This is a genomic window from Streptomyces sp. NL15-2K (assembly GCF_030551255.1).
Classification (GTDB): domain Bacteria; phylum Actinomycetota; class Actinomycetes; order Streptomycetales; family Streptomycetaceae; genus Streptomyces.
Genome location: NZ_CP130630.1, coordinates 9,008,799 through 9,028,974, shown reverse-complemented (window position 1 = coordinate 9,028,974; position 20,176 = coordinate 9,008,799). Strand labels below are relative to the sequence as shown.

Genomic DNA, 20,176 nt, shown 5'->3' with positions numbered 1-20,176 from the left:
CTGGCGCCCCGCTCACGCCCGCACACGCTCCCGGGGCTCGCGTCGGACAGCCGGCGTGTGGTGACGGGCGGCGACGTGCCCTTCGCGCCGGTGCTGTGGGCCTGAGTTCTGGTCCTGGCGGCACGGCTGCCGGGTCCTGTTATCCCGGCAACCCGATGCCGACAGCCCCGTCTGCCCGTACCGCCCCACCCGCCGACGGCAAATGCATCCGGGCGCCCCCTGGAGCCTCCCCCACCGTGTCCTTGACACGTCAATCAGAGCGTGGGGTACTGCGGATTGCGAAGCCGGGCGGATGTGACGGGGGTGAGTGTTCTGCCGGAGCCGCGCTACCCCACCGTGACCGAACTCGTCGTGTCCGCGAGGGCGTTGGCCGCTCAACGGCCCGGCGTGTGCATCCTGAGACAGATCGGAGTTTCCCGGGCGGGCAGGCCGCTCCACCTGCTGTCCGTGGGCCGTGCCCGGCGCGCCGTGCTGGTCGTCGCGGGCGCCCACTCCAACGAGCCGACCGGGGGCGCAACCCTCCTCTCGGTCGCCGAGCGAACCTTGAACGACCGGAAGTTGAGGGACGGTACGTCCTGGCACTTCCTGCTGTGCGCGGACCCGGACGGGGCGAGCCTGCATGTGACTCCCGCGCCGCGCAGCCTGTTCGACTACCACCTCGGCTTCTACCGGCCGCCGGGACCGGAGCAGCCGGAGTGGTCGCCGTCCGAGCTGCCGCCCGATCGGCTCCCGCCCGAGACGCGCGCCCTGACCGGGATCATCGACGAGCTGCGCCCCTTCCTCCAGGTGACCCTGCACGGGACCGACGTGGGCGGCAGCTGGGTGCAGTTGACGAAGGACGTCCCGGGCCTCGCCGAGCCGTTCGCCAAGTCCGCGGCGGAGCTGAACATACCGGTGGAGACGGGCGCCTCGGACGCCGCGGGCTGGCCCGCCTCCGGGCCCGGCGTGCACGTGATGCCCGCGCCGGGGGCGGGCGCGGCGTACCCGAGCATGCCGGACGACGCGCGGTGCAGCACCTGGTACCACGTCCACCGGTACGGCGGCCTGACCGCGGTCGTGGAGGTACCGATGTGGGCGAGCGACCTGGTCGACGATCCGGCGCCGCACCCGGCCCCGGCCGCGGCGATGCGGCAGCTGGCGGACCGGCTGCTGCGGGACACACGGCAGGTCGAGCGGGTCCTCGCCGACGCGCTGCCCCGTCTCGACGGCACCGCCGGACCCCTGCTGCGGGCCGCGCGATGGGGGCTGGAGCTGGTGCCGGGGCTGGCCGCGGACTGGACGCACACCACGCCCGTCAACGGCTCGAGGGCGTACGTCGGCAGCGTGGACGCGTTCGGACGCCGGTTGCCGTTACGGGCGGCGGCGATGCTGATGCGGGTCCTTCAGGAGACCGACGACCGTGCGGCGCCGCGTCTCGAACGGCTCGTGTCGACCTGGAGCCACGCCTTCGCGGAGCGCTTCCGGGCCCGCTGGGTGCCTCTGGAGCATCAGGTCGAGCACCAGTCCCGCACGGTCGTCGCGGCTGCGCTGCACGCGCGCGATCGGGCGACATGAGCGGCCGTACGGACTCAGTCGTTCAACAGCCCGCCGCCACACACGCGCGTGAGCAGCCCCGCGGAGACTCACGCCCCACGCGCGTGTGCGACGCCGCCACTGCGGCTTGGGCGCGATCCGTCCAGCGCGAAGATCGCTCCGGTCCGTGCGCCCATCACGCACGCGTTCGAGAAGGTCTCCGTGTAGTCCACCGGCCGTCCGTTCCACTGCCCGCGCGCGTGGGCGGTCACCGGGGCGTAGATCATCGGGCAGTAGGTGTCCTTCGCCTTGATGGCGCGCAGGTCGCCGTGGGCCGAGTGGAGTTGCGCGCACGCCTCGGCGGCGCGGCTGTGGCCCTGGGGCGGGTCGCACAGCAGCAGGGTGCCGGGCGCGTCGCCGGCGCGGGCTTCGCCTCTGGTGACGGTGACGAAGAGCCAGCTGACACCGGCGGGCTCCTGAGGCGTCGCCGCGACCGGGGCCGCGGTGGCGAGGACGAGGGCGGCCGCAGCCAGCAGACCGGCCCGTACCGCTGTCACTGTGGTGGTGTACGTGGTGTACGTCATTCCCGATGCATCGGCACGGCGGGCTGGGAACCCCACCCCGACTCACCCGAACGGGAGCACGCGGGCGCGTACCGACCGGCGAGCGAGAACGCGGCGAGCACCACCCGCGACTGGTACTCCACCTGGCGTGCCACCGGGATCCAGCGCGCCTGGCAGCCGTCGTGGTAGTCGGCGCACCACTCGTCGACCAGCCGGTCCAGCTCCGGCAGCACACCGGCCGGATCGGCGCCGGAGCGCGTCACGAGCTGGTGCAGCAGTCCCGCCGTGCGCAGGGCCAGCCGCCGGCCGGCGATGCGCAGGGCGGTCAGGTGGGCGCTGTTCAGGGGCGGAAGGGGGCGCGGGCCGGAGGCGACCTCGGGGTCCCACGCGTCGGCGAGGCCGGGGCAGACGAGCAAATAGTCCTCGACCGGGGCGAGCAGGCGCGCCGCGCCGGGCGTCGTCGAGACATGGGGCCGGATCCGGGCGAGGAGCCGATCCAGGAGCCGGGCGTCGTGGCGCAGGGTGTGGCTGACGGTGCGCAGTACCGCGGCCGCGTCGGCGGGCGGGCCGTCGTCCTCCACCGCGGCCACGCCCCACATGGGCGCCTCGACGACGGCGGTCACGGTGCCGTGCCGGTGCGGGTGGAACCACGTCGACTCGACGGCGGCCTCGGTGATGGCCGCGGCCAGGCCGCTCGGGCGCGGGGGCGGTATTCGGTAGACGGCGGGCCCGAGGTTCGGCCAGTACAGGGTGTCGTACGGGCCGAGTTCGCGCGGTATGCCGAGGCGGGCCGCGGTGTCCGCGACGCGGTGGGCGAGGCCGGGCAGGTCGCGGGTGAGCTCGACGAAGCCGCCGCCGACGTCGACGCCGTGCAGGGAGCACTGGAAGAAGGGCCGCAGTTCGTCCTGGAGTTCGAGCAGAGTGCGGGTCTCCGGGAGTACGGCGCCGGCCGCGCCGTCGGGGAGCCACTCGGGCTGCTCCAGGAAGCCGGGCCGGAAGAAGTTCCGGAAGTAGTGGCCGAGGGTGTAGGGGCCGCGCAGCCAGCGCTCGTTGCGGCGCAGGCCGTCGGGGTCGAGGCACAGCAGCAGGTTCCAGGTGGCGTCGGCACCGGAGGTGAGCGTGGGGTCGGCGAGAGCCCGCTCGGCCAGCCGCAGGACGGTGGCGCCGCCCACGGGCTCGTTGGCGTGCGGACCTGCGACGGCGAGGGCCTGGCGGCTGCCGTGGCCGACGGAGAGCAGCCACAGGGGCGTGCCCGCGCGAGAGGTGCCCACCTGGCGCAGCCGGGCGTCCCCCGGGTGGCGCGCGACGAGCGCGGCCGCCCTGGCGCCGAGCTCGTCGACGGTCGGGTAGCGGAGGAGTGGCGGCAGGGCGCACCTCCACATGTGGTGCCGTCGGTTCACCTGATGTGCATGGTGTACGCACAGTCAGTCACGAGTTGACGGGTTCGTCAACACCGCGAAGCGCAAAGGGGCTTGGCCCATACCAGCGGGTGAAGCCCGGATACCGGCGGGTGAAGCCCGGATACCGGCGGGGTGAAGCCCGGCCGGAGCCGAGCGCCGGCTCAGTGGGCCGAGAGCCGGAACGCGATCTGGCCGAACCCGACCTGGTCGCCCTCGCGGACGACCGCCGCGCCGATGACCCGCCGCCCGTTCACCGTCGTACCGTTGGTCGAACCGAGGTCCCGCAGCACCCACATGCCGCCCTGGCGGCTGAGCTCGGCGTGCACCCGGGACACCGTCTCGTGGGTCAGCCTGAGCCCATTGGCGGGGTCGCGGCCTATGCGCAGGGCGTGGCCGCCCGCGGGATGCGGCAGGAGCAGCTTGGGGAGCCGCTCGGCCTGCCAGGCCCTGCGCAGCCGTACGGTGAAGCCGGAGACCGCCTCGACGGTGCCGAACACCAGGCGCGAGACGCGGCTGTCCTTGGGCAGGTCGGCGGTGAGCGCGGCGAGCTCGTCCAGGCGGCGGGCGGTGAGCGCCAGCTCCATGCGCCGGATGAACGTGTCGTGCGACAGGCGGCCCATGGCGACGCCGTCACGAAGCACCTTCAGCGCCTTGTCGCGCTCCGCGTCGGACAGCCGCGCGGGGTACGTGTTGAACTCGAAGGACGACGTCACGCTCGTGATTGTCGGGCAGTGAACGCCGGGTGTCCAGAAGACGCGGAAACGGCCGCCACGCGCGCGTACCGGACGACACCTGCCGCAATGGGGCGGATTCAGAAGCGCATTGATCGCGTTTGAAGCACCATGGACGGGGCTACATCCCGGTGAGCAGACGAAGGGGAACCGTCCGTGCAGTTCGAGGTGTGGGCACCGCAGGCCGATCGCGTCACGCTCCAGTGCGACGGCGCCACGCGCGCGTTGGAGCGCGATCCGGAGCGCGCGGGATGGTGGTGGGCAGAGGCCGAGGCGCGGGACGGCACGCGGTACGGCTTCGCGCTGGACGACGGACCCGTGTTGCCGGACCCGCGCTCGCGCCGGCAGCCGGACGGCCCCGACGGGCTCAGCGCGGTCGTCGAGCACGACCGGTACGCGTGGCGCACCGAGTGGGCGGGTCGTCCGCTGCCGGGTGCGGTGCTGTACGAGCTGCACGTGGGCACGTACACGCGCGAGGGCACTCTGGACGCGGCCGCCGAGCGGCTCGGGCACCTCGTGGAACTGGGTGTCACGCACGTCCAGTTGATGCCGCTGTGCCCCTTCCCCGGGCGGCACGGCTGGGGATACGAGGGGGTCTCGCTGTGGGCCGTGCACGAGCCGTACGGCGGCCCCGAGGCACTGAAACGCTTCGTCGACCGGGCCCATGAGCTCGGCCTGGGCGTGGTCCTGGACGTGGTGCACAACCACCTGGGGCCCTCCGGCAACTACCTCCCTCGGTTCGGCCCGTACTTCACGGACACGCACCACACCCCCTGGGGTTCCGCCGTGAACCTGGACGCGCCCGGCTCGGACGAGGTACGTGCGTTCCTGCTGGGCAGCGCGCTGGCGTGGCTGCGGGACTACCGGATCGACGGGCTGCGGCTGGACGCGGTGCACGCGCTGGCGGACACACGCGCGTGCACCTTCCTGGAGGAGCTGTCGACGGCCGTGGACGCCCTGTCCGCCGATCTGGGCCGGCCGCTGTTCCTGATCGCCGAGTCGGACCTGAACGACCCGCGTCTGGTCACCCCGCGCGCGGAGGGCGGCCTCGGTCTGCACGCGCAGTGGAACGACGACTTCCACCACGCCCTGCACACCGCGCTGACCGGCGAGTCGAAGGGCTACTACGCCGACTTCGCGCGCGCCCCCTTCGCCGCGCTCGCCAAGACACTCACGGGCGGCTACTTCCACGACGGCACGTACTCGAGCTTCCGGGGCCGGCACCACGGGCGCCCCCTGGACCGCGCGCGCGCGGCGGCGCACCGGCTCCTCGGCTACAGCCAGACCCACGACCAGGTGGGCAACCGCGCCCAGGGAGACCGCCTGGCGGCCCTGGTCTCCCCCGGCCTGCTGGCCTGCGCGGCCACACTGACCCTGACCGCCCCCTTCACGCCGATGCTGTTCATGGGTGAGGAGTGGGCTGCGGGCACGCCCTGGCAGTTCTTCACCGACCACACCGATCCCGCGCTCGCCGAGGCCGTACGGCGGGGCAGGCGCCGCGAGTTCGCCGCGCACGGCTGGGCCGAGGAGGACGTCCCCGATCCGCAGGACCCGGCGACCCGTGACCGCTCCTGCCTCGACTGGGCCGAGCCCGAACGTGATCCCCACGCGCGCGTGCTGGCCTGGTACCGCCGGCTCATCGCCCTGCGGCACGAACAGGCGGACCTCACCGATCCCGACCTCGCCGACACCAAGGTGGCCTACGACGAGCGGGAGCGCTGGCTGGCCTTCCGGCGCGGAGACGTCCGCGTCGCCGTGAACCTCGCCAAGGAACCGGCGGCCATCCCCCTGGGCACCCGCCCCGCGCGCGTGCTCGCCGCGTGGGAGCCCGTCGAGGCCCCGGGCGCGGGCGGGCTGCTGCACGTGCCCGGGGAGTCGTGCGTGGTGTTGCTGCAGGAGTGAGAAGCCGGCTCCGCCGAGCCGGGCCGTCCCTCACAGGACGTCGTCGGCGGCGTCCGGGTCGTCGTCCCGCAGTTCCGTCACCCGCTCCAGCAGGATCGCCTCCCAGGCGCGCCGCAGTCGGGTTCTGAGGAGGGGCGACGGGGCCGTGTCGCGGCCTGCCAGGCCGGCGGCGAGGTGGATGACGGCGTCGCAGCGGGCGAGCCAGAGGCCGCGCAGGCAGGGGCGGGCGGCGTAGCCGGCGAGGGTGGCGGCGCGGACGGCGGCCGGGGAGCCGACGGCGCGTGCGAGGCCGGCGATGTCCTCGGCGGGGTCGCCGATGACCGCCTCGCTCCAGTCCAGGACGCCGCGTACCCGGCCGTCGGCGCTGACCACGAGGTGTTCGCCCCTGAGGCCGTGGTGGACGAGGACCGCCGTGCCGGACTGGGCGGCGAGCTGGACCGCGGCCGGCATCGGGAACTGGTGCAGGCGGCCCGGGTCGAACTCGTCAGCCGCGGCGAGGCGTTCGGCGGCGCGGCCGGCCTCCCGGCGCAGCCGCTCCAGGGAGCGCGGGGCGGCGCGCGGCACGCCGAGCGCCTCGGCCTGCCGCACGGGCACCTCGCGCAGCCCCGCGAGCAGCCCGGCCAGGTCGGCCTCGCCGACGGCGGACACGTCGTGCTCCTCCGCCGAGCCGCCGGGCACCTTGGTGTCCAGGGTGTACGTCAGCCCGGGCGCCCACTCGCCGTGCGCCACGCTGGTGGGGACCGCGATCGGCAGGTACGGGCGTACGAGGTCACGCAGGCGCAGCTCGCGGCGCCGGCGGACGGCGGCCTCGCGGTCGGGGGCGAGGCGCAGCACGTGGCGCGTACCGACCCACCACGTGGAGTGCTCGCCGCCCTCGGCGACGGGCCGGATCTCGGGTCCGGCGCTGCCGTCCGCACCGGCCGCGCCCTCCTTGAGCAGGGAACGGACCAGTCGGCGGACGGTGTCCGCGGTGGGTGTCGGTGCCTGGGTCATGATCGCGCCGTAGTCGTTGGTGATCGTGTGATCGTGCGGAGGGCTCCTGGTACCGCGTCAGTCCACTATGACCATGTCGCGGCTGGTGTCGTTGAGGCGGCGGCCGCCGTCCTCGGTGACCGTGACGATGTCCTCGATGCGTACCCCGAAACGGCCGGGCAGATAGATGCCGGGCTCCACGGAGAAGCACATGCCGGGCACGAGGGGCTGCCGTTCGCCCTCGATCATGTACGGCGGCTCATGCGTGGTGACGCCGATGCCGTGACCGGTGCGGTGGATGAAGTACTCGCCGTACCCGGCGTCGGCGATGACCGCGCGGGCGGCCCGGTCGACCTCCTGGCAGGCGACGCCGGGCCGCACCGCCCGGAAGCCCGCCTCCTGGGCCTCGCGCACGAGGTCGTGCACCCGGCGCTCCTCGTCGGTGGGCTCGCCGACGTGGACCGTACGGGAGGTGTCGGAGCCGTAGCCGTCCTTGAGGCCGCCGAAGTCCAGGACCACCATGTCACCGCGCTCGATCACCCGGTCGCCCACCTCGTGGTGCGGGTTGGCACCGTTCGGGCCGGAGGCGACGATCGTGAAGTCGACCTGGGAGTGTCCGTGCCGGCGCAGCGATCGCGAAAGGTCCGCGGCGACCTCGGACTCCCTGCGGCCGGCGAAGGGAACCTTCCGGATCTCCTCGAACGTCGCGTCCGCGGCCGCTCCCGCGGCCGCCAGCAGCTCCAGCTCCGCCGCGTCCTTGACGGCCCGGAGCATCGGCAGGGCCTCCGTGAGGGAGGCGTAGGAGGTGCCGGGCAGGGCCTCCTGCAGACCCAGCAGGTGCATGGCCCAGGCGTTGTCGCTGACCCCGAAGCGGCCACTGTCGTCGAGAAGGGCGGCCGTGGCGGCGTAGGGATCCTTGCCGTCGGTCCAGTCCCGCAGGGTCAGCGCGGGCGCGCCGGCCGCCTGCGCGGCGTCCGGGGCCTCCAGGGTGGGGACGACGAGGACGGGGTCCTGGCCGGGGGCGAGGACGAGCAGGGTGAGTCGTTCGGTGGTCGCGGTGGGCGTGTAGCCGGTGAGCCAGACCAGGTCCGGTCCCGGGGCCACCAGGAGCCCGGCGAGACCCGCGTCGGCGGCCGCTCGCGCGGCGCGCTCCATACGGGTCCTGTAGTCGTCGGCGGTGAAGGGCGCGCGCGTGCTGCCGGTCATCCGGGCCTCCCTGTGCGGGTGAAGAGACTACGGGGAGCATCCTGCCCGGATGGCTCGGGCGGCGCGAGCCGGTTGTCACGTGTTTCGAGATCTAACGGGCAAGCCTTGTGCATCCATTAGCTCTAATGCTTGGATCCGGGTATGCCATTAAGGTCTACTCGGGGAGGCGTACGGCCGTGCTCGTACTCGCACACATCAGCGATCTGCATCTGGACGGGACCGCGCGGGCGACGGAGCGCGCCGAGCGGGTGCGCGACCGGCTGTGGCGGCTGCCGGGGCGGGTGGACGCCCTGCTGGTGACCGGAGACATCGCGGACCACGGCACGGAGGCGGAGTACGAGGAGGCGGCCCGCGTCCTCGGGCTGCGTGACGGCGACGCGCCGTTCCCGGTGCTCACCTGTCCGGGCAACCACGACAGCCGGGCGACGTACCGCAAGGCCCTGCTGGGCCGGCCCGCGGCCGACGGGCCGGTCAACAGCGCGCACGTCTTCGACGACGGCGCCGTGCTGATGTGCGACTCCAGCATTCCCGGCCACGACGAAGGAGCGCTGGACGAGGAGACGTACGACTGGATCGAGGCGACGCTGGACGAGCTCGACGGGGCCCTCCCGGCGGTCCTGGCCTTCCACCACCCGCCGGTCGCGCTGCACCATCCTCTGCCCGACTCCTACCAGCTGGGCCGACCGGACCGCCTGGCCGCCCTCATGCAGCGGCGGCCCGAGATCGCCGGGCTGATCACCGGGCACGCGCACACGCCCGCCGCCACCGCCTTCGCCGGCCGGCCACTGGTCGTCGGGCCGGGCGTGACCTGGACCCTGCGGCTGCCCTGGGAGGGCGAGCAGGTGGCGGACCGGGAGGCGCCGGTCGGGCTGGCCTTCCATGTGCTGGACGACCAGGGGCGGCTCACCAGCCACTTCCGCGTGGTCACGTAGCAGCCCGGGACCACGGTCAGCTGCTGATGGCCGCCGCTCTGTGACGTATCGTCAGGGCCTTCCGGTGTGACGCGGCAGGCAGGCGGACGTCAGCCGGTGTGGCCCTCCCCATGGCCGCCGTGCGCCCCGCCGTGGTCGAACTTCAGGGCCTCGGGCGGCATGACGACGAAGGGCCGCATCATGCCCATGTCCTCGTGCTCGAGGAAGTGGCAGTGGTACATGAACCGGCCGTACGCGCCGTCGAACCTGCCCATGATGCGCAGCATCTGGTTCCCGGGCACCCGGTAGGTGTCCTTGTGACCGAGCTCGTTGGGTGCCGGCGGGATCGTGGTCGCCGGGTCGTACGTGATCGGGGTGCGGGTGCCGCCCGCCGCCGCGTCGAAGCCCGTCACGACGTACGCGTCCCGTCCCAGTGCCTGGAAGTCGGCCAGGTGGATGTGCATCGGGTGGGGAATCGGCGCGAGGTTGAGGAAGCTCCACTGTTCGTGGCTGCCCTCGGCGATGGTGAAGCCGAGGGCGTCGTTGAACGTCCGTGCCGTGCGCCGGTACGTCTTCGTGGTGCCGTCCGGTCCGGTGATCTGGATGATGCCGTCCGTGGGGAAGGCGATGCCGCTCGGGTCCTCGACCTCGGTCATCTCCCAGATCTCCGGGTGTCCTCCGGCGCCCTTGGTGTTGGGCGGGGTGAGGACGATCAGCCGGTGGCCGTGCCCGACGTCGTGCGTGAGCCGGCGGAAGGAGCCGGAGAGCACTTCGGGCAGCTCGAAGGTGTCGGCCTCGCAGCCCTCGCGGACCCGGAACTCCATGACCGCCGGGTAGCGCACGCCGCCCACCGGGTCGGGCACGCCCGCCGGCTGGTTGGGGCCCTTGTTGACCAGGCGCAGCCTGCGGCCCGCGAAGGCGCGGAAGTCGACCAGCAGGTCGAAGCGCTCGGCCGGCGCGGCGGTCAGCGTGGGCAGGGCGCCGTCGAAGTCGATCGGCACGGGGCGCGGCAGCAGCCCGCCGTCACTGCCGATCTGGTGCACGACGCCCGGGACCGGGTTGTCGTCCTCGTCCACCAGGACGAGGTCGAAGATGCGCGCGTTCGAAGCGTTGACCAGCCGGAATCGGTACCAGCCGGCGTCCACGTCGGCGTACGGCCAGACGCGGCCGTTGACCGTGGTGTACGGGCCGGCGAACGGCAGGGTCACCGGCTTGCCCGTCTCCGGGTGTGCCGGGTTGACGACGATGGTCTTGTGCAGCAGCCGGCCGTTGAGACGGCCGTCCTCGTCGGTGTCGAGGTTGCGGTCGGCGAGCAGCAGCGGGATCTCCCGCTCCCCGGAGGGGAGATGGAGGGCGTCCTCCTCGTCGTCACGGACGAGGTAGGTGCCGTACAGGCCCGTCATCACGTTCCACCGGGTGATGTTCATGGCGTGGTCGTGGTACCACCACTGCACCGCCTGGTGGTCGTTCGGGTATTCGGAGAGCTGGGCGTCGCCGAATCCGACGGCGTTGTCGGCCCAGCCGTCGTTGCCGCCGCCCGTCTGCGCTCCGTGCAGGTGGGTCACCGACCAGGCGGGCAGGGCGGCCACGTCCTCGTTGGGCTTGACGCCCTCACGGCCGGGCTCGGTGGTGGCGGGCGGCGCGCCTTGCGGGCGGACGGGCACCTCGACGGAGGTGACCGGGTACTCGCTGCCCTTCGGGATGCGGTTGGTCCAGGCGATGCGGACGCGCTGTCCGCGCCGCACCTCGATGGTCGGGCCCGGCACCTGCCCGTCGTACCCCCACATCAGGGTCGGCGGGAGCTGCGGGTGCAGGCGTACCCAGGTCGGGCGAAGGGCGATCTCCGTCTCGCGGAGCACGTCGTCGGACGCGGGCCGCAGGACGGGCGGGACGGTCAACGGCGCCGCGTACGGCGCGAGTTCGCCCGGAGCGGGCGCCTCCTCCGTTTCCTTCTGCGTGATTCCCTCGGTGATCCTCTCGACGATGTCGGTCGCATTCCGGACGAGAAGGTTGGGAAACCGCATGCGGAAGCGGGAAGTCCCGTTGCGCCTGTCTGTGCCTGTCTGTGTCTGCCTGTGCCTGTGCAGCCGGTGCGGGGCCTCAGCCGACCGGCAGCGCCGGCGGCCGGTCCGGGAGGAAGCCGTGGGCGCGGCGGGCGAGGTAGTCGGCCTTGTAGCGGTCGACCTCGCGGTGCCAGTTCAGGATGCCCGCCATCCAGTTCTGCAGGTCGAGCACGTAGTTGCCCATGATCTCGCGTGCCTCGTCACTCAGCCCGAAGTCCTCGTACACGACGGGCAGTTCGTGCGCGGCGACGTGTTCGAACTGCTGCATCCGCTGGTTCATCAGGTCGGCCACGACGCCGAGCGCGGTCGGGTAGTCGATGCCGAAGAAGTTCTGCACGACGAGGATCGCGTTGTGGATCTCGCCCTCGTACTCGATCTCCTTCTGGTACGAGAAGACGTCGTTGAGCAGGCAGGCGTAGTCCACGGCGGCGTTCTCCAGCGAGCGGACGGGGCCGCTGCGGTACACCTCCGGCGGGACGGCGGGGCCGTGGCCCATGCGGCACAGGCTCAGGGTGAGGTCGGAACCGAAGGTCGCCCGCCGCATCTCCAGGTAGTCGACGGGGTCGGGGACGCGGTTCTGGAGCTGGTTGGACAGCTCCCACACCCAGCTCTCCGTCATCACGTTCACCGCGTCCTTCAGGGTGCGCCGCGCCTCGGGGGTCATCTCCGCCGTCGTACGCGCCCACAGGTCGATCAGTGCGCGCTCCATGCCGTTGGCCGGGACGGGGACCTCCTCGCCGGCGACGGGCATGCAGTCCGACAGGCGCCGCGTGGTCACGCGGGCGGCGGCCAGGTCGCGGCGGTGGCCGAAGACGAGCGGGTAGTAGTCGTCGCCGTACGTCCCCCAGGTGAGCCACTGCGCGCTGAGGTCCAGGGCCTCGGGGGTCGCGTCCGGGTCGAGGCCCGCCGAGCACAGCGGGAGGTCGTACGCGGCGAGCTTGTCCTCGTCCCAGACGCCCTCCTGGAGGATGCCCATGCGGTGCGCCCAGGCGGTGAGGCGGGGGCGGGCCGCGGCCAGGTGCGGGCTGAGTTCGACCTCGAAGGGCATGTGGAAGTCGGGCAGCAGGGACGGGCCGACCTTCTGGTACGGCACGTGCGTGTAGGAGCGCAGGCGCTCGGCGCCGGCCGCCGCGAGCAGCGCGCCGACGTCGGAGGCGGAGGTGCCCTGTCCGGTGAGGCCCTGCCACGGCTTGGTGGACTCGGCCCGCGCGTTCATGTACCGGCTGGAGCGCATGTGCCACTCGTGGCCGCCGGACTGCCAGTCCTGCAAGCCCTGCGTGTACTTGGCGACGGCGGCGACCTCGTCCGGGGTGAGGCCGTTCTCCAGGGCGACCGCGGGCACCTCGGTGAACGCGGTGTGCTCGAACTGGTGCAGGCGCGAGGTGAGGACGTCGTTGACGGTGTCGGCGGCCTCCTGGGTGGTGCAGCCGAAGAAGGTCTCCAGGACGAGCACGCCGTTGCTCAGCTCTCCCTCGTCCTCGACCTCCCGCTGGTAGGAGAACAGGTCGTTGCGCAGGTGCACGGCGTCGGAGAAGGTCTCCATCAGCACCCTCAGCGGCCTCGACCCGGCGACGGCCGCCGGCACTTCGGCGGTCGCGTACTCCACCAGACCGGCGGACCAGGGCGCGCCGCCCACCTTGCGGCGCATCTCGATGTACTCGACGGGGTTGGCGATCCGCCCCTCGTTGATGTTGGACAGCTCCCACAGGGACTCGTTGAGCAGGTGCTCGGTGGCGACGGCGAAGCGGCGGCGCCAGTCGGCGGACATCGACGGCACGGTGCGTGTCCACAGGTCGGCGAGCCCGGCCTCCACCGGGTTCTGCGGCTCGGGCATCGGGGTCGACAGGTCCATCGGCATGAACAGCGGCAGCCGGTCCAGGTAGGCCTTGCCGCCGGCGCGGTCCTGGGTGCGCTTGAAGGTCTCCAGGAAGTGGTCGTCGAAGAAGAAGACCCACACGTACCAGTCGGTGATGAGCGACAGGGCGGGGCCGTCACATTCGGGGTGGGTGTAGGCGCAGAGCAGGCCGTAGTCGTGGGCGTCCAGGTCGGCCTGCTCCCAGATCCCGGACCCCTCCAGCATGCCCATCTCGCGCGCCCAGGCGGTCGAATGGGCGCGGGCCTCGTCGACGTGCGGGTTCAGCCGCGCGGGATACGGCATGTAGAAGTGCGGGAGTTCGAAGGGCTGCTGCGTCATGGCCGGGGCCCTACCCACGGCCCTCGGGCGGCATCCGCACGCCGGGACATGATCACACCATCGCGTGAATCGTGAGTGAATCCGGGAGTTCTCGCCGGACCTTGTGACGTTCACCTCTACGCGCGCAGACTTCAACCGTTCATGTGTCCCCTCCCTCCCCGGAGCCCCGATGAGCCATCAGGACGACCAGGACCGCCAGCACCACCACCGCGGAACTCTCTCCCGTCGCACGGCACTTGCCGCCTTCGCCGGTACGGCACTGGCCGGCGCGACCGCACTCCCCGCGTCGGCGACCGGCCGGCCCGGGCGCACGGTCCGGTTCGCCACGTTCAACGCGTCCCTGAACCGCGGTACTCAAGGCGCGCTGATCACGGACCTGTCCACCCCGGACAACGCGCAGGCGCGCAATGTCGCCGAGACCATCCAGCGCGTCGACCCGGACGTCCTGCTGGTCAACGAGTTCGATCACGACGACCGCGGCACGGCGGCAAGCCTGTTCCTGCGCAACTACCTGGCGGTCGGGCAGAACGGCGCGAGGCCGGTCCGCTTCCCGTACCACTTCACCGGCCCGGTGAACACGGGCGTGGCGTCCGGTGTGGACCTCGACGGGAAGAACGGAGCGGTGACGACGCCCGGTTCGGACGCCTACGGCCAGGACGCGTTCGGATACGGCTTCTTCCCCGGGCAGTACGGCATGCTCGTGCTCTCCAAGTACCCGATCGACACCCGCGCGGTGCGTACCTTCCAGCACTTCCTGTGGAGGGACATGCCGGGCAACGTCATGCCCGAGGGCTACTACGGCGACGCGGCCAGGGCGGTCCTGCGGCTGTCCTCCAAGAGCCACTGGGACGTGCCGGTGCGCGTCGGCCACGAGAGCGTGCACTTCCTGGTGTCGCACCCGACGCCGCCCACCTTCGACGGCCCCGAGGACCGCAACGGCCGGCGCAACCACGACGAGATCCGGCTGTGGGCCGACTACATCGGCGGCCGTCGGCGCGGCGCCTATCTGTACGACGACAAGGGCCGGCGCGGCGGGCTGCGGCCCGGGGCGCGGTTCGTGATCGCGGGCGACCTGAACGCCGACCCGTACGACGGCGACAGCTACGACCACGCCGTACGCCTGCTGCTCGACCACCCGGCGGTGCGGCTGCCGGCCACGCCTCCGGCGAGCGCGGGCGGCGTGGAGGCGGCGCGGCTCCAGGGCGGCGCCAACGCCTCGCACCAGGGCGACCCGGCGTACGACACGTCCGACTTCGGCGACACCGCTCCCGGCAACCTGCGCGTCGACCACGTCATCCCCTCGCAGGGGCTCGTACCGGGCGCGAACGGCGTCTTCTGGCCGACGTCCGACGACCCGCTGTACCGGCTGGTCGGAAACGGCACGACGGTACCGACCTCGGACCACCGGCTGGTCTGGCAGGACATACGCCTCGGGTAAAGGGGGGCGATGTCCTCTCAACTCCCTCCCTTTGCAGGCGACATGAGATCCTGGAGTCGGTAGAGGGGTTTCGGACGTAGCCGTCGAGGTGTGTGCCGACAGGGGGCCCTCGATGTTCGGGGCAGAGTTGTTCACCCAGACCGCTGCCGCCGCCGCGGGCACGATGGTCGGGCTGATGACCACGGACGCGTGGCAGGCGGCCCGGCAGCGCATCGCGCGGATCCTGCGGCGGGAAGACGTGGAGCGGCTGGACCAGGTGCGGGCCGCGATCGACGCGGCACCGCCCGGCCGGCAGGAGATCATCCTGCGGGAACAGCGGGAGGAGTGGGACGCGACGCTCCGTGCGCTGCTGGCACGGGATCCGTCACTGCCGGACCAACTCACCGCGTTCGTACCGGAGTTCTCCGCGCTGACCCGCCCGATCGTCATCCACGCCCCGAACTTCGGCGTACCCCATCCCGCCTTGCCGGAGGCGCGCACCCCCGGGTGCCCTGACCGTGACGTCGACATAGCGCCGTGCGTCCACGTCGTAGACGGGCTCCCCTGGATTGCGCAGGTACCGCGGGGTCAATGACGTCCTCTTTCGCTGCCCGTCGGCGGGACGTAGGGCAGCCCACCGGTACACGTCGGCAGCATAACGCTCCTCAGGGCCGGACCTGGATCAGCGCATGGGTCCCGCCGGTCCGCCAGCGCTGTCCTTCGGCGGCGACCAGCGCGGCCTCCGTTCCGGCGTCCAGGCCGGTGATCACATCGGACTTCAGGGTGCGCAGCGCGGCGACCGGGCCTGGGAAATGGCCGGTGACGGCGGCGAACGGCGTGGTCGGCGGCCACCTGCGGTCGTCCACGAGACGGCGGTAGTTGAGGTCACCCTTCACGACGGTCACCGTGGCCGCGGCGAGCTCCTCGCGGAGGTCGTCGGGCATCTCGGCGTACGGCAGCGGGGCGCAGGAGAAGGGGTGGGCGCGGACGGTGAGGCGGCCGTCGGCCATCGCGTCCCACAGGCGGCGGCCGTACGACGCGGCCTCGCCCGGCGCTCTCACCAGCCGGCGCAGCGCGTCGACCACGTCGGCGGTCGTGGCGTCGGAGACGTAGTAGGGGTACGGCTTGACGTGCAGGACGGCCCGCTCGATACGCCCGTGGGCCAGGAGGTGGGCGATGAGGAGCAGGTCGGGGATCAGCTCGCGGCCCGCGTTGTCGGCGATCAGGCACAGGGTGTCCGCGCCGGTGAGGAGCGGCCGGAGGGCGGCGCTGTCGTCGGCGACCAGGCTCGGGACGGCGGCCCGGCCCTCGGCGCCGGCGTCGGAGAGCCGGAAGCCGAGGTCGGCGCGGTTGCCCCACAGTGAGCCGTGCAGCAGGGCCTCGGCCTGTTCGCCGGCGGGCCGGTCGGCCAGGGCGTCGAGCGCGGCCAGCTCCTCGTCCGTCTCCGGGGAGTCGAGCTCGGCGAGCTTGAAGGGGCGGAAGGGGTCGATGCCCTGCCAGGGACCGGGGCCGAAGTAGCCGACGGCGTCGAGGAGCCGGCGGTAGAAGTGGCTCTCGGACCACAGCCAGGGCACGTCGAACCAGGACCGGCCCGTGTACGCGTCCATGCCCCAGGCCTTCCAGCGGTCCCGGTCGTGCGCCTCGGCGGGCAGGGGTTCGATGACGCCCTTGGTGCAGCTCGCGAGCAGCGCGTCGAGGGCCCTGTGCTGCTCGGGGCCGTACGGGAAGGCCTCCCGCACCTGCCGGATGATGGCGGGATGCCGCTCGGCGAGCACGCCGTGGGGGAAGGAGCCGGGTTCGTTGCCGAGGAGCACGGGGGCGGGCGGGGTGTCGGGCATACGCCTCACCGTAGCGCGCCCGCCCCAGCGTCCTCGTGCCCGTCGGATCGCCCCTCGCGCCCGCCGGATCCGCCCCTCGCGCCCGTCACACCGCCCTGATCTCCCGCTCCAGCTGGCTCACCAGGGTCAGATAGCGGGCCCTGCGGGGGACCGGCACCAGGCCCCGGATCATCACGTGCCACATCTCGGCGAGTCTGCGCGGCTGGCGTGTCATGGGTTCGAGGGAGCGGCTCACGACGCGCGTGCCCACGAAGGAGAAGACGAGGGAGTGGGCGGCGGCATCGATGTCGGTGTCCGGGTGGAGGTCCGCCTCCTTGACCGCGCCGAGGAACTTGCGGGAGGCGAGGTCCAGCCACTCGGTGAAGGGGTGCCGCAGCGGTGGGCGCACCGGGACTCCCCCGGTGGCCAGCCGGAGGCCCGCCCGCGGAATCGGGTCCTCGACGGACAGGCGCGCTATGCCGAAGGTGATGCGCATCAGCGCCTCCAGCGAGGAGTACCCCCGGGCGTCCGTCTCGCTGGCCATCTGGCGCGAGACACGGGACTGCAGCTCCATGATCGCGTGGGCGAGGTCCTCCTTCGCCGCGAAGTGGAAGTACAGGGCGCCCTTGGTGACTTGGGCGTGCTCGACGATGTCACTCAGGCTGGTCGATTCGTAGCCGTGCCGGTCGAACAGGTCGGCGGCGGCCGTGATGATCGTCGCGCGGGTCTGCTCTGCGCGTAACTGCCTCGGCATCGACGGAACACTCCTGGGACGGGAAAGAACGGGTCATGCCGTTTGTTTCCTACTCCCTGTACACGATAGCTCACCACTGGGCGGTACCGACGGCGCACTCGAAGACCGCCGACTCTCCCTGCCTTCCGACGACTTGTACGTCGGTGCCGTCCCCGTCCCGCACCTCGATCCACGTGGGCATATCCAGTTCGGCGTACCGGTGGAAGGTGATGTGGAACGCCACGGGCGACCGGGTGCCCGAGGTGTGGGCCCGTACGGCCTGACGGACGGCCTCGAGGAGCAGCATGCCGGGCACATGGTCCAGCGGATGGTCGAAGAAAACGGGATGCGCGGTATCTACTCGCAGTTGCCAGCGGTCGGGGCGGTCGGCCGGGGCGAGGACGACGTCCGCGGGCAGCGCGCGGCCCACCACGGCGGCCGGCAGCGCGGGCGGCAGCGGCAGAGGGGAGACGGTGGCGGGGGTACGGCCGCCGCGCAGCCGGCGGTAGACGGGCTCGCTGGTGCAGGTGAACACGACGTTCGACGCTGTGGCCACGCGTTCCCCGCCGCGCAGCACGTCCGCCGTGTAGCGGGCGCCCACCGGGCGGCGGCCCCGGTACTGGACGTCGACGAAGGCGAGTTCGACGACCAGCTCGGCGGGGACCGATCCCACGGCCAAGTGCTGGGGAACCGTCTCGACTTCGAACTCCTGGAGCACGAAGTGGTGGTCCAGCGGCACGTCGTACTCGGTGTGCGCGATCAGCGTTCCGCTCTGCCGCACGGTCTCCACGACGAGCAGGGGGTCGTAGGCGGACCGGTCCGGCGACACGTGTAATCCGTGGGCGCGCGGCCACTGGGCCGACACCGAGAACCGGTCGGCCGCTGTCCCGCTCCAGCCGGTGAGAAAGGTCTCCGCGACCGCCGCGCGGTGGACGAGTTGGCGGGGGACGGTCGCCGTCATGGACGGAGTTTCGGCAAGCTGCCGCGGTTGAGGCATGTCTCTCCCTACGGTCCCCGAAGGCCAGTTGCAGACGGTGAAACGTCCACTTCGGTGAGCGTTAGAGTACGAGCCGACCGGTTTGTTTTCAATGAGATCAGTCGGCAGCACTCTATGATCGGGGCCACTGCGGCACACGATTCACGGGAACCGGCCAACCGGGCGCAGCGGAGGGGCTCTTATGGCACAACAGGAACGCGCCATCAGGACGCGCAGCGCGATCCTGGAAGCGGCGGGCGCGGTCTTCGACGAGCACGGCTACACGTCCACGACCATCGCCATGGTCCTCGAGCGGGCCGAAGTCACCAAGGGCGCCCTGTACTTCCACTTCCCGTCCAAGGAGTCGCTCGCCCAGGCGGTGCTGGACGAGCAGGTGCCGTTCGGGGCCGTGCCGCCGCAGCCCTGCAAGTTGCAGGAGATCATCGACATGACCTTCGTGGTGGGGCAGCGGCTGCTGACCGATCCCCTGCTGCGGGGCAGCGTGCGGCTGACGGTGGACCAGGCGACGCCGCCCGGGGTCGATCACACCGGACCGTTCCGGCAGTGGGCGGAGCGGCTGACGGTGCTCATGGAACAGGCGGAGGCCCAGGGTGAGTTGCTGCCCACGGTGAAGCCGCAGGACACGGTGGAGCTACTGGTGGGGGGCTTCGCGGGCATCCAGCTGATGTCGCGGGCGCTGACCGACCGGGCGGATCTCGGGTACCGGATCTCCGTCCTGTGGTCCCACATTCTGCCCAGCATCGCGGTGCCGGGGCTGTTGCTCGGCCTGGACAGCAGAGCCGACCGCGGGGTCCGTATCCTCGCCTCGGTCCCCGTGCCGTGATCCTGGTGACGGGGGCCACCGGTACCGTCGGGCGGCTGGTGGCCGAGCGTCTGTCCGGCACCGGGCCGCTCCGCCTGCTCACCCGTGACCCGCGCCGCGCCCTTGTCACGGGCCCCGGAATCGAGGCCGTGGGCGGGAACTTCGACGACCCCGGCAGCCTGCGCGAGGCGCTGACCGGCGTACGGTCCGCACTGCTCGTCACCGCGAACCCGCTGGCGCCCGACCAGGACGAGAACTTCGTGACGGCCGCCCGTACGGCGGGGGTACGTCATGTCGTGAAGCTGTCGGCCCAGGCGGTGGCCGATCCCGGGGCCACCGACCTGATCACCCGGTGGCAGCGTGACAGCGAGGAGTCGCTGCGCGCGTCGGGCCTGCCGTGGACGTTTCTGCGGCCGCGTGCCTTCATGTCCAACACCCTGAGCTGGGCCCGCTCCGTCCGGGAGGAGGGCGTGGTCCGGGCGCTTCACGGCACCTCACGGAACGCGACCGTCGATCCGCGGGACATCGCCGACGTGGCGGCGCGGGCCCTGGCGGATCCGGGGGAACACGTGGGGCGGGCGTATGCACTCACCGGGCCCGCCGCCCTGAGCGCCGTGCACCAGACGGAGATCCTCGGGGAGTTGCTGGCACGCCCCCTGACATTCGTCGAGCTGACCGATGACCAGGCACTGACCGGGCTGCTGGCCCGCTATCCGGAGCCGCTGGCCCATGCCCTGGTGGAGAGTGCCGCCCGCGGACAGGACGGGGCGAAGGGTCACGTGGAGCCGACGGTCGGCGAGGTGCTGGGCCGGCCCGCGCGGACCTTCCGGGACTGGGCCGCCGACCACGTCTCGGCGTTTCGCGCATGACGTACGGCGGGCCGGCCGGTGCCCCATCCGCACCGGCCGGCCCGCCCGCCTGTCCAGTGCCCCGACAGGGCACTGGCCGGCTGTCGG

The 20,176-nt window shown here is 72.3% G+C and carries 17 protein-coding genes; 7 read left to right on the top strand and 10 right to left on the bottom strand.

What is annotated here, in order from left to right; translation table 11 throughout:
- The first annotated feature begins 303 nt into the window (after positions 1–303).
- Positions 304–1,554: a M14 family zinc carboxypeptidase gene (locus Q4V64_RS40445; protein WP_124438439.1), complete on the top strand. Its 1,251-nt coding sequence runs from the start codon at positions 304–306 to the stop codon at positions 1,552–1,554.
- A gap of 68 nt (positions 1,555–1,622) precedes the next feature.
- On the opposite strand, the gene Q4V64_RS40440 is transcribed toward Q4V64_RS40445, so the two are convergent.
- The 3 genes from Q4V64_RS40440 to Q4V64_RS40430 all read right to left on the bottom strand — a co-directional run bounded on the left by Q4V64_RS40440 (position 1,623) and on the right by Q4V64_RS40430 (position 4,188).
- Positions 1,623–2,096, bottom strand: coding sequence for an SSI family serine proteinase inhibitor (locus Q4V64_RS40440; RefSeq protein ID WP_124438440.1), 474 nt, complete (start codon positions 2,094–2,096; stop codon positions 1,623–1,625).
- Entirely contained in the window at positions 2,093–3,457 is a 1,365-nt protein-coding gene (locus Q4V64_RS40435; RefSeq protein ID WP_124438527.1) for a M14 family zinc carboxypeptidase, read from the bottom strand. Before Q4V64_RS40435 ends, Q4V64_RS40440 begins: the two co-directional genes overlap by 4 nt.
- A gap of 179 nt (positions 3,458–3,636) precedes the next feature.
- Positions 3,637–4,188: a DUF1707 and FHA domain-containing protein gene (locus Q4V64_RS40430; protein ID WP_124438441.1), complete on the bottom strand. Its 552-nt coding sequence runs from the start codon at positions 4,186–4,188 to the stop codon at positions 3,637–3,639.
- 174 nt (positions 4,189–4,362) lie between these two features.
- Between Q4V64_RS40430 and treZ the strand changes: the two genes are divergently transcribed.
- Positions 4,363–6,108, top strand: coding sequence for a malto-oligosyltrehalose trehalohydrolase (treZ, locus tag Q4V64_RS40425; RefSeq protein ID WP_124438442.1), 1,746 nt, complete (start codon positions 4,363–4,365; stop codon positions 6,106–6,108).
- 30 nt (positions 6,109–6,138) lie between these two features.
- Here treZ and Q4V64_RS40420 read toward each other — a convergent pair whose 3' ends face one another.
- Both Q4V64_RS40420 and Q4V64_RS40415 read right to left on the bottom strand, forming a co-directional pair.
- On the bottom strand, positions 6,139–7,101 hold the full coding sequence (locus tag Q4V64_RS40420) for an aminoglycoside phosphotransferase family protein (RefSeq protein WP_124438443.1): 963 nt from the start codon (positions 7,099–7,101) through the stop codon (positions 6,139–6,141).
- A 57-nt stretch (positions 7,102–7,158) separates the two neighbouring features.
- The gene (locus Q4V64_RS40415; protein WP_124438444.1) at positions 7,159–8,286 is read right to left on the bottom strand and encodes an aminopeptidase P family protein; all 1,128 of its coding nucleotides are present in this window, start codon (positions 8,284–8,286) and stop codon (positions 7,159–7,161) included.
- 176 nt (positions 8,287–8,462) lie between these two features.
- On the opposite strand from Q4V64_RS40415, the gene Q4V64_RS40410 reads away from it, so the two are divergent.
- Complete coding sequence (locus Q4V64_RS40410; protein ID WP_172629072.1) at positions 8,463–9,218, top strand: metallophosphoesterase; 756 nt, start codon at positions 8,463–8,465, stop codon at positions 9,216–9,218.
- A gap of 89 nt (positions 9,219–9,307) precedes the next feature.
- On the opposite strand, the gene phsA is transcribed toward Q4V64_RS40410, so the two are convergent.
- Together phsA and cyc2 are read right to left on the bottom strand one after the other, a co-directional pair.
- Positions 9,308–11,221 carry an O-aminophenol oxidase PhsA gene (gene phsA / locus Q4V64_RS40405; protein ID WP_124438446.1) on the bottom strand — a complete coding sequence of 638 codons (1,914 nt, stop codon included), beginning with the start codon at positions 11,219–11,221 and terminating at the stop codon, positions 9,308–9,310.
- A gap of 76 nt (positions 11,222–11,297) precedes the next feature.
- Positions 11,298–13,454, bottom strand: a complete 2,157-nt coding sequence (gene cyc2 / locus Q4V64_RS40400) for a germacradienol/geosmin synthase Cyc2 (protein ID WP_124438447.1) — start codon at positions 13,452–13,454, stop codon at positions 11,298–11,300.
- Between the two features lie 169 nt (positions 13,455–13,623).
- Here cyc2 and Q4V64_RS40395 point away from each other — a divergent pair, with 169 nt between their 5' ends.
- Complete coding sequence (locus Q4V64_RS40395) at positions 13,624–14,892, top strand: endonuclease/exonuclease/phosphatase family protein (RefSeq protein WP_124438448.1); 1,269 nt, start codon at positions 13,624–13,626, stop codon at positions 14,890–14,892.
- Positions 14,893–15,004: 112 nt separating this feature from the next.
- The gene (locus Q4V64_RS40390) at positions 15,005–15,466 is read left to right on the top strand and encodes a hypothetical protein (protein WP_172629073.1); all 462 of its coding nucleotides are present in this window, start codon (positions 15,005–15,007) and stop codon (positions 15,464–15,466) included.
- 70 nt (positions 15,467–15,536) lie between these two features.
- Here the strand turns inward: Q4V64_RS40390 and Q4V64_RS40385 are convergent, their stop codons facing one another.
- The 3 genes from Q4V64_RS40385 to Q4V64_RS40375 all read right to left on the bottom strand — a co-directional run bounded on the left by Q4V64_RS40385 (position 15,537) and on the right by Q4V64_RS40375 (position 18,382).
- The gene (locus Q4V64_RS40385) at positions 15,537–16,709 is read right to left on the bottom strand and encodes a damage-control phosphatase ARMT1 family protein (RefSeq protein ID WP_124438449.1); all 1,173 of its coding nucleotides are present in this window, start codon (positions 16,707–16,709) and stop codon (positions 15,537–15,539) included.
- 85 nt (positions 16,710–16,794) lie between these two features.
- Complete coding sequence (locus Q4V64_RS40380; RefSeq protein ID WP_124438450.1) at positions 16,795–17,442, bottom strand: ScbR family autoregulator-binding transcription factor; 648 nt, start codon at positions 17,440–17,442, stop codon at positions 16,795–16,797.
- A gap of 70 nt (positions 17,443–17,512) precedes the next feature.
- Positions 17,513–18,382 (bottom strand): ScbA/BarX family gamma-butyrolactone biosynthesis protein, encoded by an 870-nt coding sequence (locus Q4V64_RS40375; protein WP_303714024.1) that lies wholly within the window; start codon positions 18,380–18,382, stop codon positions 17,513–17,515.
- A gap of 217 nt (positions 18,383–18,599) precedes the next feature.
- On the opposite strand from Q4V64_RS40375, the gene Q4V64_RS40370 reads away from it, so the two are divergent.
- The gene (locus Q4V64_RS40370) at positions 18,600–19,241 is read left to right on the top strand and encodes a ScbR family autoregulator-binding transcription factor (RefSeq protein ID WP_124438452.1); all 642 of its coding nucleotides are present in this window, start codon (positions 18,600–18,602) and stop codon (positions 19,239–19,241) included.
- On the top strand, positions 19,238–20,089 hold the full coding sequence (locus tag Q4V64_RS40365) for an SDR family oxidoreductase (RefSeq protein ID WP_348540820.1): 852 nt from the start codon (positions 19,238–19,240) through the stop codon (positions 20,087–20,089). The genes Q4V64_RS40370 and Q4V64_RS40365 overlap by 4 nt, the downstream gene beginning before the upstream one ends.
- Positions 20,090–20,176 lie beyond the last annotated feature (87 nt).

Bases quoted from the DNA above. Each gene is read 5' to 3' on its own strand.
- Q4V64_RS40385 (WP_124438449.1), bottom strand. From the start codon at position 16,709: ATGCCCGACACCCCGCCCGCCCCCGTGCTCCTCGGCAACGAACCCGGC.
- Q4V64_RS40420 (WP_124438443.1), bottom strand. From the start codon at position 7,101: ATGACCCAGGCACCGACACCCACCGCGGACACCGTCCGCCGACTGGTC.
- Q4V64_RS40415 (WP_124438444.1), bottom strand. From the start codon at position 8,286: ATGACCGGCAGCACGCGCGCGCCCTTCACCGCCGACGACTACAGGACC.
- cyc2 (WP_124438447.1), bottom strand. From the start codon at position 13,454: ATGACGCAGCAGCCCTTCGAACTCCCGCACTTCTACATGCCGTATCCC.
- Q4V64_RS40435 (WP_124438527.1), bottom strand. From the start codon at position 3,457: ATGTGGAGGTGCGCCCTGCCGCCACTCCTCCGCTACCCGACCGTCGAC.
- Q4V64_RS40390 (WP_172629073.1), top strand. From the start codon at position 15,005: ATGTTCGGGGCAGAGTTGTTCACCCAGACCGCTGCCGCCGCCGCGGGC.
- phsA (WP_124438446.1), bottom strand. From the start codon at position 11,221: ATGCGGTTTCCCAACCTTCTCGTCCGGAATGCGACCGACATCGTCGAG.
- Q4V64_RS40375 (WP_303714024.1), bottom strand. From the start codon at position 18,382: ATGACGGCGACCGTCCCCCGCCAACTCGTCCACCGCGCGGCGGTCGCG.
- Q4V64_RS40370 (WP_124438452.1), top strand. From the start codon at position 18,600: ATGGCACAACAGGAACGCGCCATCAGGACGCGCAGCGCGATCCTGGAA.
- Q4V64_RS40380 (WP_124438450.1), bottom strand. From the start codon at position 17,442: ATGCCGAGGCAGTTACGCGCAGAGCAGACCCGCGCGACGATCATCACG.
- Q4V64_RS40440 (WP_124438440.1), bottom strand. From the start codon at position 2,096: ATGACGTACACCACGTACACCACCACAGTGACAGCGGTACGGGCCGGT.
- Q4V64_RS40395 (WP_124438448.1), top strand. From the start codon at position 13,624: ATGAGCCATCAGGACGACCAGGACCGCCAGCACCACCACCGCGGAACT.